The organism is Pandoraea pnomenusa, from assembly GCF_040391475.1.
Taxonomy (GTDB): Bacteria; Pseudomonadota; Gammaproteobacteria; order Burkholderiales; family Burkholderiaceae; genus Pandoraea; species Pandoraea pnomenusa_C.
The window spans coordinates 53,855-68,707 of record NZ_JBEBXS010000005.1 but is presented as its reverse complement, the minus strand read 5'-3'; the positions used below and the strand labels follow the sequence as shown (position 1 = coordinate 68,707).

Annotated in this window: 7 protein-coding genes and 1 pseudogene; 6 read left to right on the top strand and 2 right to left on the bottom strand. The window is 63.9% G+C overall.

Annotated elements, in window-relative coordinates; all coding sequences use genetic code 11:
* Positions 1–187: 187 nt before the first annotated feature.
* Both ABWO90_RS07400 and ABWO90_RS07395 read right to left on the bottom strand, forming a co-directional pair.
* Positions 188–733, bottom strand: a complete 546-nt coding sequence (locus ABWO90_RS07400; RefSeq protein WP_353190564.1) for a glutathione peroxidase — start codon at positions 731–733, stop codon at positions 188–190.
* A gap of 127 nt (positions 734–860) precedes the next feature.
* Positions 861–1,817, bottom strand: a complete 957-nt coding sequence (locus ABWO90_RS07395) for an AraC family transcriptional regulator (RefSeq protein ID WP_353190563.1) — start codon at positions 1,815–1,817, stop codon at positions 861–863.
* A 153-nt stretch (positions 1,818–1,970) separates the two neighbouring features.
* On the opposite strand from ABWO90_RS07395, the gene ABWO90_RS07390 reads away from it, so the two are divergent.
* The 6 genes and pseudogenes from ABWO90_RS07390 (at position 1,971) to ABWO90_RS07370 (ending at position 14,845) form a co-directional block, all read left to right on the top strand.
* Positions 1,971–3,287 (top strand): Rieske 2Fe-2S domain-containing protein, encoded by a 1,317-nt coding sequence (locus tag ABWO90_RS07390; protein WP_353190562.1) that lies wholly within the window; start codon positions 1,971–1,973, stop codon positions 3,285–3,287.
* 118 nt (positions 3,288–3,405) lie between these two features.
* Positions 3,406–4,425 carry an ABC transporter substrate-binding protein gene (locus tag ABWO90_RS07385; RefSeq protein ID WP_353190561.1) on the top strand — a complete coding sequence of 340 codons (1,020 nt, stop codon included), beginning with the start codon at positions 3,406–3,408 and terminating at the stop codon, positions 4,423–4,425.
* Positions 4,426–4,981: 556 nt separating this feature from the next.
* Positions 4,982–11,674 carry an autotransporter domain-containing protein gene (locus ABWO90_RS07380; RefSeq protein ID WP_353190560.1) on the top strand — a complete coding sequence of 2,231 codons (6,693 nt, stop codon included), beginning with the start codon at positions 4,982–4,984 and terminating at the stop codon, positions 11,672–11,674.
* Between the two features lie 101 nt (positions 11,675–11,775).
* Positions 11,776–12,615 (top strand): annotated as a pseudogene (locus ABWO90_RS25035) (tetratricopeptide repeat protein); the annotation flags it as partial.
* Between the two features lie 231 nt (positions 12,616–12,846).
* Positions 12,847–14,010: a glycosyl transferase family 8 gene (locus ABWO90_RS25030; RefSeq protein ID WP_502922570.1), complete on the top strand. Its 1,164-nt coding sequence runs from the start codon at positions 12,847–12,849 to the stop codon at positions 14,008–14,010.
* Positions 14,000–14,845, top strand: coding sequence for an alpha/beta hydrolase (locus ABWO90_RS07370; protein WP_353190558.1), 846 nt, complete (start codon positions 14,000–14,002; stop codon positions 14,843–14,845). The genes ABWO90_RS25030 and ABWO90_RS07370 overlap by 11 nt, the downstream gene beginning before the upstream one ends.
* Positions 14,846–14,853 lie beyond the last annotated feature (8 nt).

The window sequence follows — 14,853 nt, the reverse complement described above, 5'->3', positions numbered from 1 at the left end:
GTCGCGAGAAGCGGGAACCGGCGCGCGATGGGATGCCATGAGGCCCGTGCAAGGCGTGTCTGGACACAAGCCTCGCACGTGAGGCGAACATGGCGCGCCGGCAACCGTCTTGCGGCGAGCTGCGGCACGAGGGGGCATGCATTGCGCAGCCCCCTTTTGCATTTTCGGACGCTGGAGTGCGCCCCGATTACTTGGCCAGTTCGGCGTCGATGGCGGCGACCAGGCGCGGATCGTCCGCCTTCACATCCGGCGAGAAGCGGGCCACGACCTGTCCATTGCGACCGACCAGAAACTTCTCGAAATTCCACAGCACGTCGGCCGGGTTGTCGCGCTCCACGCCGAAGCCCTTGAGGCGTTCGCGGAACGGGCCTTCGCCGGTGGCTTCCGGCTTGGCGTCGACGAGCGCGGTGTAGAGCGGGTGGCGGTCGTTGCCCAGCACGGAGATCTTGGCGAACAACGGGAAGGTGACGTTGTATTGCGTGGTGCAGAAGTCGAGGATCTCGGCATCGGTGCCCGGCTCCTGACCCTTGAAGTTGTTCGCGGGGAAGGCCAGCACTTCGAGTCCGGCGGCGCGCTTGTCTTCGTACAGGCGCTCGAGGCCTTCGTATTGCGGCGTGAGGCCGCACTTCGAGGCGACGTTGACGACCAGACGGACTTTGCCGGCATAGTCGCCCAGCGTGGCAGACGTGCCGTCGTTGCGATTGACGCCGATGGTTTCGAGGTTCGTGCTCATGGAATTGTCCTGTCCTTGATGAAGGGTGAGGCGGAAGTGGGCGGGGCGGTGGACAACCGGTGGTTGTTCACGCGGGGTCAGGCGAGTGTAGCGCAAGCCCGCCACGCTCGCTGGACGCGCCATCGGACTATGGCTCGCTCGCGTCGAGGAGGTCGCGCGTGCGCTGGCCGAAGGCACGCGGCGTGTCGCCCGCCCAGCGTTTGAACGCCCGTGAAAACGCCTTCTCCGACGTGTAGCCGACCTTGTCGGCAACCTCCGCCACGCGCAGATGATGCGTGGCGAGCGCTTCGGCCGCGAGGTGCATGCGTACGCCCGTCAGATGCGCCATCGGTGGGGTGCCGACCAGCGAGGTAAAGCGCGCCACGAAGCGCGAGCGCGACATGCCTGCCAACGCGGCCAACCGGCGCACGTCCCACGGCGCCGACGGCTCGCGGTGAATCGCGAGCACGGCACGGCCGATCTGCTTGTCGAGCAACCCCTTGAGCCAGTGGGCGCCCACGCTCGCGTTCTGCAGCACGTGGGCGCGCACCATCTGCACGCAGAGCACGTCGGACAAACGGGCTGCTGCAATCATCCAACCCGGCTGGCAGGCCATCGACTCCTCGATGAAGTTCTGCAACGTGACTTTCAGCCAGGGGGCAACTGCCGGATCGTCGTGACGGATATGAATCACGGGCGGCAGGATCGCGAAGATCGGATGGCGATGCGCCGATGCGAATCCCACGATTGCCGTGTGCAATTCGCACACCGGGCCGTCGCCGCCGACAATCATGGCCAGTGGCGTGTCCGAGCGCGGCGTGATACCGCGCTCGGCGAGCAGGTCGTCGAAGGGGACGGCCACTACCTCCGGCGTGCTCGCCATGCGGTGCGCGCTGCCGTGCGGCAGCAATACGACATCGCCTTCGCGCATGAACACGGGGGCCTCTCCCTCGACATGGAGCCAGCACGACGCGCCGCGACAGATCCGGAACGGGATGCCCTGCACCGGTGGCTTGTCGAACGCCCACGGGGCGTGCAGCGTGAAGTGGCCGGTCACCACGGCCGTGGCGTGTACGTCTGCCAGAACTTCGCTCAGTTGATCCATCGTGTCTTGTTTGTGATGTGGGGCAGCCGGGCGCATCGGTCACACAAATGCGCCGGTGGGACGAACGGCAACTCATTTGAATTTTGCGGTAGTTCCTTGCGCGCGTCTTGCGATCAAAAATGCAGGCATCCACCTCCCCTTCGAGACGCAAGCATGCTCAGTCCAGAAAAGAACAAACGCCTGACGGAAGTCGGCCCCGGCACTGCCATGGGCGACTATCTGCGGCGCTATTGGCATCCGGTCGCCGGTGTCTCCGAATTCGACGACAAGGCGGTACGTCCGATCCGTCTGTTCGGTGAAGACCTGGTGCTCTACAAGGACCTTTCCGGCAACTACGGTCTGGTCCAGCGGCGTTGTCCGCACCGCAATGCCGATCTGGCGTTCGGCATCGTCGAGCAGTGCGGTCTGCGTTGTGCCTATCACGGCTGGGAGTTCAGTCGCGACGGGGCGTGCACGCATCAGCCGTTCGAGGAGATCGTCGATCCGGAGGCGCGCCTGCGTCAGAAGACCCGGATCGTGGCCTACGAAGTGCGCGCGAAGGCGGGCATGTTGTGGGCGTACATGGGGCCGCTGCCGGCGCCCGAATTACCGGATTGGGAGGCGTTCAGCTACGAGCACGGCTTCGCACAGGTGGTCATGGCCGAGATTCCCTGCAACTGGTTTCAGTGCCAGGAGAATTCCATCGATCCGGTGCACTTCGAATGGACGCACAACAACTGGACGGCCCGCCAGCAGGACGCGACCGCTCCCTACGTGCCCACGCACCTGAAGACGACCTACGAAGAGTTCGATCATGGCTTCGTCTACAAGCGTCTGCGTGCAGCGGAGACGGAAGAGAACGTGATGTGGACAGTGGGCCGGGTGACGCTTTGGCCCAACGGTTTCTATCTGGGGCATCACTTCGAATGGCGGGTGCCCATCGACGACGAAAACACGTTGTCGGTGTTCTGGGTCTTCAATCGCGTGCCGAAGGAGCAGGAGCCGTATGTCCAGCCGCGCATTCCCACCTGGTATGGCCCGTTGTATGACGAGAACGGTGACTGGATCACGTCGCACGTGGCGAATCAGGACTTTGCCGCGTGGGTGGGGCAAGGGCGCATTACCGATCGTTCGAAGGAAACGCTGGGCGCGAGCGACCGTGGTGTCGTGATGCTGCGCCGGAAATTCTTCGACGAACTTGATGCGGTTGCCGCCGGCGCCACGCCGAAGGGGCTGATCGTCGATCCCGCGAAGAACGAGCGCGTGTTTCTGCCGTCGGCTTGCCGCGAGGAAATGCTGAACGGGCTGACGCGTGAGGCGCTGTCGGCGCATCCGTTGCTCGGGCCTTATCTGCACGACTTCTTCGGGCAGGCGGGACAGCCGGACGATGTGCGCGAGGCGTACGAACAGGCGGTCGGCCAGAAGATGCGCGGTGCGAAGTTCTTCACGGTGCACGGCGCGGGGGAGGAGAAGGCGTCGGACGCGGCGTAGTCGGTTTTTGGCGAAAGATCAGGTAGCGACTTGGCGGGATAGCGGCGTCGCGGGCATGCGAAGGCCGATGTGGTTCATCCGGAAGAAGATCTCAAACAAACGCGAGGACAAGGTGAACGTGAAACGCAATCGTTGGACGGCATGGGGACACAAGGCACTGTGCGCGATGGTGGCCGCAGGCACGCTGGGGATGACGGCAGGTGCGGTTCAGGCGCAGGGGGCGGCGCCGCTCAAGGAGGTGACGTTCCTGCTTGCGGCGCCCCCGGGCGAACTGGCGTTTGCGCCGTTCATGCTGGCGCAGAGCCGGGGCTACTACGCGAAGGAGGGATTGAAGATCCGGTGGATCACCGTGCATGGCGGGGCTGCGGTCGGGAAGCAGCTTGCGGCAGGCAACGGCGATATCGGCGACGCGCTCGGCGACACGCCGATTTTGTTGCGCAACAACGGTATCGAGGTCAAGGCCGTCGCATTGATGGGCGGCCATCCGCTGCATCAGTTCATCACGCGCGCGGATCGTGGCATTGCGCAGGCGAGCGACCTGAAGGGAAAGACACTGTCGGTCATGTCGTATGAGGACACCTCGTATTACGTCACGCTGGGCATTCTGGCTGCGGGAAAACTGGCCAAGAGCGATGTGACGATCTACGCCGGCGGACCGAATGGCGTGTGGCAGGACGTCGCCAACGGCCGCTCCGACGGACTGGTCGGTACGCCCGAGTGGGGCGCACGCGTGGAGGAGACCGGCGTGAAAGTGCACTACCGGCCGACGGATCAACTCACACCGGGCATGGGGCAGGCGATCATCGCTTCGGACAAGAAGATTGCGTCCGATCCGGAGACCATCGCGAAGTTCGTCAGGGCAACGATGCAGGCCATGAGCGAGATCGAAGCGGATCCGGTGGCAGCGTCGAAGGCGTATGTCGAAGCCGTGCCGTCCTATGCCGGAAAGCTCGAATTCGTGACGAAAGTGCTCACGTACTACGCGAAGTATGTGTTCCCGAGTCGGTTGCGCCCGGGAGAGTTCGATCCGACGATCGTGGCGCATGTCCAAACCTCGTACGTCGACAAAAAGGTCGTGCGCGCAGCCCAACCGGTGGAGTCGCTTTATACCAATCAATTCATTCCGGTGAGGCGGTAGGCATTGAGAGAGACTGCATAGGCTTACGAATTCATAGGCAAAAAAATCAGGCGGCTTCGCAATTGGCGAGTCGCCTTTTTTTGCGTCATTTAACTCGGAATTGGGACGATTGGGGGACGAAGTGTGGTTTTAAGGATTTCTAAATAATTCAATAAAATCAAGAATGTATGATCATCGATCGATTGTCGATTGACAGTCTGGTAAGCGTATGAAAGGATGCGGCGAATCGAAAAAATTACTAAAAATTTCAAGCGTACACGCTTGCCAATAATCAACGGGGTAGTCCGAATGTTCAGTACCGCTTCTCGCAAAATCGGTGCACCTGCAGCGTCAGCAGGTCATATCAACGCCTTGCCGTCAAGGCAGCCGGACGCCACGCGCTAGCACGCGCGCCTCCCGCCCGAATCCCTGTCAGACCTCGATCGCCGGACTTCGCTCACGCAGCGAAGTCGTGGCGCGTGTGCGTTTGCACATCGGACAGGTATCGCCATCGGGAAGCCGCGCCGAATTCCGTCATTCAACGCATTAGTAGAAGAACAGAGACCTGGGGAATCGTATGAATCGCATCTATCGCGTGGTCTGGAGCGCCAGTCTGGGCATGTATCAGGTGGCTTCCGAAGTGGCCAGCAGCCACGGCAAGAAGTCGCGCGCGGTAGACCGGCGTGCCCGCAAGGCGGCCGTCGCGGCCGTTGCTGCCGCCACGGCAGCCATGTCAGGCGGAGTGGCGGCGCAGACGCAGGTGGGCTGGGTCACGCCCATCGACGCATTGCCACAGGTGTACTACCTGGACGATGTATCGTCGACCAGCGGAACGGGGTGGCAGTGGGACCTCGTCAACCTGCACGTCTTCAATACCGGGGCGAGCAGCCTCGGGATGTCCGGCGCTTTCGGCGCGATCAACATCGACCCCGCGGGCACCCTCAACGGCTCGACCGAAGGTGTCGTGATCGAGACGCCTGCAGGCCCCTCGTTGAACAACGTGCTGAACAACAATGGCCAAGTGTACGGCAGCACGACCGGGGTGACCGTGTCCGGCGCGCTGAGCCGACTCAGCAACAACTGGGTCAACTCAAGCATTGTCGGGTCGATCGGCGGTGGCGCGAGTGGCGTGCAAGCGACGGGCACCATCGGGACGATCAGCAATGCCGGTACGATTTCGGGGGGAACGAACGGTATCAACGCGTTCTTCAACGGCTCGGCGCGCGGCACGATCGACAGTATCGACAACAGCGGGCTCATTACCGGCGGGCAAAAGGGCATTGCGAGTACCGGTGGCACGATCGGCACGATTACCAACGAACGCAATGGCACCACGATAGGGACGATCAGCGGCGGTCTCCAGGGCATCAATAACGTGAACAGCGGCACGGTGCTGGGGACGATCTCGCGCATTCAGAACGATGGGGTGATTACGAGCCAGCGGTCCGCCATCGTGAACAACGGCGACATGGGCACGATTCATAACAGCGCCCAAGGCACGATCGCCGGTGCGTTGGAATATGGCGTGGCCAACTATGGCTCGCTTGGTGCCATCGAAAACGATGGCTCCATTTCCGGCTCGCAAGCCGGTATCGTCGCGACCGGTACCATGGTCACGTCGATTATCAATACGGGCACGATTTCGAGCGACACGCAGGGTGTGCTAAATGTCGTGCGAATCGGCACGATCAACAACTCGGGCCTGATCACTGTTGCGGGTACCTCGGGCGGCCGCGCGGGTGTACAAAGCTTTGGCACGATCTCAGATCTCACCAACTCGGGACGGATCGCTGCGGCGGCGGGCGGAAATTCGGCGGGTGTCAGCAATTGGGGGCGGATCGACAGCTTGACGAACCAGACCGGCGGCACGATCTCTGGTGACTACGGCGTGCTCAATCAGCGCACATCGAGCCCGACGGTGTCGGTGGGCACGCTCACGAACTCAGGCGAAATCACCGGAGTGTCCGTCGGTGTGTACAACGCGGGCAGCAGCATCACGTCGCTCACGAACACCGGCGCCGTCGGTGCAACGCCTGCCGGTACCATCGCAGCCACTGGCACGGGCGGCTATGCCTACGGTATCAGCAACGCGACTTCGACGATCGACGGCACGGTCTACAACGCGACGATTGGCAGTATTGCCAACGCCGGGGTAATCAGCGGAGCGGCGGGTGGCATCAACAACTCCGGCTCGATCAACGAGATTCATAACCTCGCAGGCGGCCTGATCGATGGGGGGGGCGCCGGGTTCGGCATCGTGACGGGCGTGCCCGGCAGCAACATCGGCACCATCAACAACGACGTCGGCGCCACGATCCGCAGTGGAGGCAGTGCCATCATGGTGGGCGGCGGCGGCGGTTCGATCGGCGTGATCAACAATGCCGGTACGATCGCCGGCAACATCGTCAATGGCGGGGCGCAGGACTTGACGATCACGGGTGCCACGGACGGCACCACGTACGGCGTACTGCAGGGATACGCCGGCACCGGTGCCGTCGGCATGATCCAGAACCTGTTGTCGAATCTGCGTTTTGCGGGCGGCAGCGTGCTGCTCAATGACAACGTGCGGATGGGTGCCTACACGATGTACAACAGCGGGGCAAAGCTGCGCCTCGACCGTGTCGTCAATGTGACGGGCAACTATCAGCAGGACGCGAATGCGACGCTCGAAATCCGGGTCGGCGCCGGCGCGACGGCGACGGGTGACCGGACCACGGACAGCGGCTACGGCCGCCTCATCGTCGATGGTCACGTGGCGCTGATGTCCGGTTCGACCATCGCGCTACAGTCGATGGGCTACTCGTTCGCTGCGGGGCAGCGCTACGTCGTGCTCGAAACGACCAATTGGGCCTCCAATTTCAACGAAGCCAACCTCAAGTACGTCATTGGTGGGGCACCCCTCGCCGGCAGCGGCGTGAAACAGAGCAACGGCAACTACCTCGATCTGATCGTCACGCTGATTTCGCCGGAAGAAATCGGCAGGATTGGCGGTACAACGGGAATACCTCAAGGCGTGCCTGCCGGTGGCACGGGTTGGTCGTCCGATGGTAGTAACGTCACCATCTCCGGCACGACCTTCGCCACCGTGACGGGCGCCATCGGCACGTTCACGAACGCCGGCACGCTCACGGGCACGTCGGCCATGGGGATCTCGGCGATCGTCGGTTCGGTGGATCGCTTCGTGAACGATGGCAGCATTGCCTCGACCGGCACGGCCAATTCCGGTTTCTTCAACGGCGGTGCGGTTGGCACGCTGGTGAACAACGGGGAGATCAGGAGCGATTCGCTCGCCGGAGTGAACAACACTGGCACGATGACGTCGCTCGAGAATGGCGGTACGGTCTCCGGCGTTCAGAACGGCCTGGCGAACTACGGCTCGCTCACGTCGGTTCAGAACACGGGGACGTTGAGTGCGCCTTCGGGTTATGGCGCCCTCAACACGGGGCATCTCGGTCAGTTGACCAATCAGGGGCTCATCACGGGCTTTTTCGGGCTGGTCAACTATGCGACGACCCCGGTACCCGGTACGCTCGATCTGGTGACGAACAACGGCAGTATCTCCGGTGTGCAATCAGGCCTGGCGAACTACGGCGGGACGATCACGAAGATCGACAATCGGGCCGGAGGCTCGATGACTGCGGGTAACGCGCAGAACAGCTTCGCATTCGGCATCTATAACGTTGGTACCTCCGTTAACGGTAGCCTGGCCGTGGGCTCCATCGGCACGATCAGCAACGCGGGCGCGATCTCCGGCAGCTACTACGGCATTTTCAACGACAACAACATCGGCCTTATCGATAACCTCGCGGGCGGTGTAATCTCGGGCCTTGGTGGTGCGATTTCGAATCAGGCGCCGGCTGCATCGATTGGCGCGATTCGCAATGCAGGCACCATCGCGGGCTGGATCATCAATCGTTCGCAAAACGAACTGAGCATCAGCGGCGCGACGGACAACACGTTCGGCACCATTACCGGCTACGGCGGTGGCACGAACGTGGGCACCATCGTGAGTACCTATGCCGACGTGCGGCTGACCGGTGGCAATCTGCTGGTGAACAACGACTTCGATCTGCGCACCATGGTCAATGGCACCATTACCGGCGTGCGCACACTGCACAATGCCGGCTCGGTGCTGCAGGTCAACCGGCAGCTCTCGATCTTCGGTAACTACGACCAGGGCGCGAACGCCACATTGCAAATCGGTGTGGCAGGCAGCACCTTGTCGAATTACGGCAGCCTGCTTGTGAGTGGTAACACGTTCATTGCCCCGGGCTCGACCATTGCGCTGCAATCGATGGGCTATGCTTTCGCGGCCGGTCAGCGCTACGTCATTATCGATACGGCCGGCACGACGAACTACAACGAAAGCCAGCTGCGGTATGTCGTCAACGGCAATTCGACGCTCGCCGCCAGCGGTGCGCACCAGGGCAGTACGCTGCTGGTGACGCTCTTCACGCCCAGCGTCTTGGGCGTGGTCAACGGCACGAACAACCTGTTGTCGGGCGTGGGAGCTGTTGAAGCGTCGCAATGGAGCTTCGACGGCACGAACCTGAATGTGACCGGCACTGCGCAGGCGTCGATCACCGGTCGCCTTGGCTCAATCACGAACGCGGGCACGATTGCGAGCACCCTCGTCGGCAGGAGCGCACTGGCCATTGCCAGCAACGGCGGCCAGGTCGATAGCGTGCTGAACAACGGGATGATCTCGGCGACCGGCGGTACGAACTCGGGGCTGTATGTGGGCGGTGTGGTCGGTCAGGTGGTGAACAACGGCACGATCATGTCGGACAACCTCGGTGGTGTGAACAACACCGGCGCACTCACCCGCCTCGAGAACAACAGCCTGATTCAGGGCGCAACGCTGGGCGTCGCCAACACCGGCTCGCTGACGACGCTCGTGAACAACGGCACGATCCAGTCCATGTTCACGTCGTCGAACAGCGTGGGCTTGTGGACCACGGCAGGCGTGGGCACGCTCACCAACAGTGGCCGGATCAACGGCTTCACCGGCGTGATGCTGACCGCCTCCGGCGATCCGCTCCATCCGTCGTCGTTCGGTGAGATCAGGAACAGTGGCACGATTGACGGCTTGCAATACGGTTTTGCGAACTACGGTGGCTCGATCGGCAAGATCGACAACGTCGCAGGGGGCGTATTCTCGGCCGGTACGGGCACGGTGGGCGCCTTGGCCGAAGGCTTGCGCAACTCGTATCAGATCGTGAGCGGCACGGTCTTCGCCGGCACCATCGGCGCGATCAACAACGCCGGAACGATCAAGGGCGACTACTACGGTGTCTACAACGAGTCGTCCATCGGCACGATCAACAACCTGGCCGGCGGTCTGATCACCGGCATCGGCGGCGCCATTTCGAACCAGGCGGCGACGTCGTCGATTGCGGCCATCAATAACGCAGGCACGATTGCAGGCTGGATCATCAACCGATCGCCTAACGAACTGAAGATCGCGGGCGCGACGGACGGCACGTACGGCACACTCACAGGCTTCGGCGGCGCGTTCCCGGGAACCATTGTCAGTACCCTGGCCGATACTCGCTTTACCGGCGGCCGGCTTGTGCTCGACGACCACTTTGACCTCGGCGGCACACGCACGGTACGCAACGACGCCTCGGTGTTGCAGGTCAACCGTTCCCTGAACGTTGGCGGCAACTACGATCAGGCGGCAGGCGGCACGCTCCAGATCGGCGTGGCAGGCAATGCCGTGACCACCGGCGACATGTCGGCCGACAGCGGCTATGGCCGACTCGTCGTGGCGGGCAACACCACGCTGGCGGCCGGTTCGCGCATCGCACTCCAGTCGCTCGGATATTCGTTCGCGATCGGTCAGCGTTACGTTGTGATCGACACCGCCGGTACGGCGAACTACAACGAAGGCTCGCTCAAGTACCGCGTGAACGGTTCGACGACGCTTGGCGCGACGGGTGCGAACGTGGTCAACGGCACGAAGCACGATCTGGTGCTGACGGTGGTCTCCGATCCGAACGCGGGGCAGGACGATGACGCGGGCACAGGCGGTGGCAGCGGCGGTACGGGCGGCAGCAGTGGCACGGGCACCGGTAACGGCGGCGCTGGCGGCAATGCCGGTGGCACGATGCCGGCGTTCGATCCGCGCACCAACGCGACCATTGCGTCGACGCAGAATGCCCAGTCGGCCTTGCGCGGCCTGCTCGGCTACACGGGCGTGAGCAACCCCCAGCTGCTGAATCTGTATAACGCAACGCTGGGCTCGCTGTCCGATGGCTCGACGACATCGGCCAACCGCGTCGGTCAGCAACTCGCTCCGGCGCAGACCACGCGCGCGGCAGGCGCCGCCACGTTCGATTCGATCAATGTGGTGGGCTCGCACGTGAACGGATTGCGCATGGCGTCGGCAGGCGGCACGGGTGTCGCCACCGGCGACGCCGCAGCGAACTGGGGTGTCTGGGGGCAGGCGTTCGGCGGTCACGCCAGCCAGTCCGCACGCGATGGTCTGGACGGCTACGGCGCCAACTACGGCGGCCTGCTTATCGGTGCCGATCGCGCGTTCGGCGACCGCTGGCGCGCCGGCGGTGCATTCCAGTTCTCGCGCACGGTCATCAACAACGACGGCACCACGTCGGGCAACAACACGAGCGTGAATGGCTACGGCCTGATCGGTTACGCCGCTTACACCGGCGAGCCGTGGTACGTGAACCTCACGGGCTCGGTGGTGATGCAGCGCTACAACTCGACGCGCCTGGTATCGATGCAGGGCTTCAACGGTGCGGCGAACGGCAGCTTCAACGGTCAGCAGTACGTGGGCAGTGCCGAATTCGGCTGGCCGCTGGCGCTGGGTCGTGCCATCGTCACGCCGCTCGCAAGCCTCACGTACAGCTATCTGACGCAGAACAGCTACACGGAAACCGGCGGGAATGGTACGGCCCTGTCGGTGGGCAGCGCGAACGCAAGTTCGGTGCGCAGTGCGCTGGGCGCGAAGATCGGCGTGCCGTTCGAGACGTCTTCGGGGACGTGGTTGCCTGAGTTGAGCGTGCGTTGGGTGCATGAGTACAACCGCACGCGCCTGTCGACGGGCGCGAGCTTCGCGGCCGATCCGACGGGCGAGACGGGCTTCACGACCGTCGGTGCGACGCCGGTTTCCGACCTGGCCGACATCTCGCTGGGTCTCACGCTGGTGCGCGCGAACAACATGAGCGCGTCGATCCGCTACAACCTGCAGGCAGGCTCGGGCTTCGTGTCGCACACGGGTATCGTGCGTATCCAGCAGCGTTTCTGACCGGTTGATGCATTGAGCCGACACTGGCGCTCGCAGTCGTTGACACGATTGCGAGCGCCGTGGAAGTATCGTGCGGTCGCTACCGCCTTCCCATCCTGTCGATGTCCTCCGCTTCCTCTTCTTCGCCTTCCGGGGCCGCCCACGCGCCGGGCTCGGCCGATGTGCCTGTCGCCGAGACCCTCACGTTTGCTCAGGCGATCGCACGCGCGCATACGCACTGGCAGGCAGGGCAGGCGCCGCAGGCTGAAGTGCTGTGCCGCCGGGTGCTCGAGGCATCTCCCGGACATCCGGATGCACACTACCTGTTGGGCCTGATGGCGCATGCCTATGGCAAGCTCGACATGGCCATCGACCATTTGCGCGAGGTCTGCAAGGTGCCCGGCGTGCCGGCGGCCTGCTGGTCCGATCTGGCCGAGATGTGCCGTCAGGCCGGGCGCCTCGACGACGCATTGAACGCCGCGCAAAAGGCCGTCGAAGTGGATCCGGCGTTTGCCGCAGGATGGAACAACCTGGGCATCGTGCAGCAGGAATCCGGCCAACTGGCGCAGAGCCTGGCGAGCTTGCGGCGCGTGGGCGAGTTGCTGCCCGAGTCGGCGGACGCACAGAATAACCTCGGCAACACGGCCACCCTGCTCGGGCATGCCGACGAGGCCGAGAAACACTATCGTCGGGCGCTCGCCCTCGACCCGCAGCGTGCCGACGCCCATAGCAATCTGGCAGCGCTGTTGCGCGGCCAGCAGCGCCTTGACGAAGCGGCTGGGCTGGCGCGCCGCGCCATCGAAATCAACCCGCAGTTTGTCGACGCGTATCGGAATCTCGCCGACGTCGAACTGGCGCGCGGTAACGTCGACGGCGCGTTGCAGATCGTGGAAGTGATGTCGGCGTTTGCACTGCGGCATCCGTCCACCCTCGTGGCACGGGCGCGCATCTTGCGTCTTGTCGGACGGCTCGACGAAGCTCTCGCATGTGCGCGCGAAGCGATCGGTCTCGTGCCGGAAAGTGCTGACGCGCGCGCGGCGTTGGCCGACGTGGAAGCGGACATGACGGCGCGGGAGCAGGCGCATGCCGACATCGGTGCGCGGAACCGCTCGCAGGCCGGCGCACACGGGGAAACCGACGCAACGGTAACGCCAGCGCCTGCGTCCGACGAGCAGAGCCCGGCGCAAACCGTCATGCATGACGCCATCGCTGCACGCGTTGCCGCGCACGATTTCGCCGGTGCGGAAACGTTGCTGCGTGACATGGTGGCGAAGGGCGCTGCAGCGATGAGCGTCTGGCGATTGCTGGCGATGGTGCTACGCGCGCAAGGCAAGACGAAAGAAGGTTGCGATGTACTCGACATGCTCGCGCGTCAGGTGCCGGGCGATTTTTCCAACCGTTTCGATCTGGCCGAAGCGCTGCTGCTGCTCGGCGACTTCGAGCGCGGGTGGCGCGAGTACCGGTATCGCTACAGCCTCGAGCATACGCAATCGATCGAGCGCAAGGTGCAACGTCCGCGCTGGGACGGGCAGCCGATCCCCGGCAAGACGCTGCTCATTCACGACGAACAGGGCTATGGCGACACGTTCCAGTTCATGCGCATGGCACGCTGGGCGCGCGAGCGTAGTCAGGCACGGGTGATTTTCGAGGTCAACCACGAGGCGCTGTCCATCGCAAAGCGCATGTGGGGCGACACGGATATCGTGGCGCGCGGCACGCTGACCCAGGCATTCGATATGCACTGCGAGCTGATGAGCTTGCCGATGGCGATGGGGCTCAAGCTCGACGATCTGCCGGGCGAGATGCCATACCTCAGTGCCGATCCGGTGCGCGTCGCGTTCTGGCGCGAGCGACTCGCCAACGTGCCGAAGCCGTGGGTGGCGATGGTCTGGGCGGGCCGTCCCGAGCATGTGAACGACCATAATCGTTCGATGACGCTCGAACAACTGGCCCCGCTGGGTGCCTCGGGTGCCACGTTCCTCTCGATTCAGAAGGGCCCTGCGTCGGCGCAGGCGAACACGCCGCCCGCGGGCATGGCAGTGGTCTCGCTCAGCGACGAGATTCGTGATTTCGAAGACACGGCCGCGATTTTGCATCTGGCCGACCTGCTCATTTCGGTCGATTCGTCACCCGTGCATCTGGCCGGCGCGATGGGGCGGCCCGTCTGGGTGCTGCTCCCGTTCGTGCCTGACTGGCGCTGGCTCGAAGGGCGCGACGATTCGCCGTGGTATCCGGGCATGCGTCTGTTCCGTCAGACGGCGAGGGCGGAGTGGACGCCCGTGGCCGTTCGGGCAGCGCAAGCGCTCGAGGCATTCGTGGGCAATTCCGGCATTGCGGCACCCGGTCATGCGCGCTGAACGCTGGGCGTGCGTACTCATTTGCACGTTGGCGGTGGGGCTCATGTCAGGCTGCGCCAGTCTCGATCGCGACGCTCACGCGCAGACGCTCGCCGAGGCGGGCGGGCTGCATCGCGAGACGGTGCAGGGTGGCCCTTTCGTGTTGACGGCTTTTTCCCGCATCACCCGGCCCGACGCGCCGGTGCGCATCTACATCGAAGGCGATGGGCTCGCCTGGCTGTCACGCACCGAGCCGTCGCTCGATCCAACGCCGGTTGCCGCGACAGGGCTCGCGCTGGCAGCGGCGGATACCTCTCCTAATGTGGTCTATCTCGCGCGTCCGTGCCAGTTCACGCCCATGTCGCAGAACCCGACATGCAACGTGAGGTACTGGACCGGCAAACGGTTTGCGCCGGAGGTAGTCGATGCGATGAACGACGCCGTCGGACGTATCGCCGCGCGCGTGCCGGGACAACGCGTGGGACTCGTCGGCTATTCGGGGGGCGGCGCGATCGCGGCGCTCGTGGCCGCACGTCGTGACGACGTCTTGTCGTTGCGTACCGTGGCGGGCAATCTCGACGTGGCCTATGTCAATCGCCTCCACGGCGTGTCTGCCATGCCCGCGTCGCTCAACCCGATCGACACCGCCGCGCGTTTGGCGACGATCGCGCAGTTGCACTTCAGTAGTGCGCAGGACACCGTTGTGCCGCCGGAAGTCGCGAAGCGTTTCGCTGCAGCAGTGGGCGGGTCATGCGTTCGGACGGTGGTGGTGGCCGGCGTCGCACATGACGGCGACTGGGCCACGCGCTGGCCTGCGTTGCTCGCGCAGGCGCCCGGGTGCCACGCGCCCCGATGATCGGTGCG

Excerpts from the sequence above, each read along its gene's own strand:
- ABWO90_RS07400 (WP_353190564.1), bottom strand. The coding sequence starts at position 733 with ATGAGCACGAACCTCGAAACCATCGGCGTCAATCGCAACGACGGCACG.
- ABWO90_RS07395 (WP_353190563.1), bottom strand. The coding sequence starts at position 1,817 with ATGGATCAACTGAGCGAAGTTCTGGCAGACGTACACGCCACGGCCGTG.
- ABWO90_RS07390 (WP_353190562.1), top strand. The coding sequence starts at position 1,971 with ATGCTCAGTCCAGAAAAGAACAAACGCCTGACGGAAGTCGGCCCCGGC.
- ABWO90_RS07380 (WP_353190560.1), top strand. The coding sequence starts at position 4,982 with ATGAATCGCATCTATCGCGTGGTCTGGAGCGCCAGTCTGGGCATGTAT.
- ABWO90_RS25030 (WP_502922570.1), top strand. The coding sequence starts at position 12,847 with ATGCATGACGCCATCGCTGCACGCGTTGCCGCGCACGATTTCGCCGGT.
- ABWO90_RS07370 (WP_353190558.1), top strand. The coding sequence starts at position 14,000 with ATGCGCGCTGAACGCTGGGCGTGCGTACTCATTTGCACGTTGGCGGTG.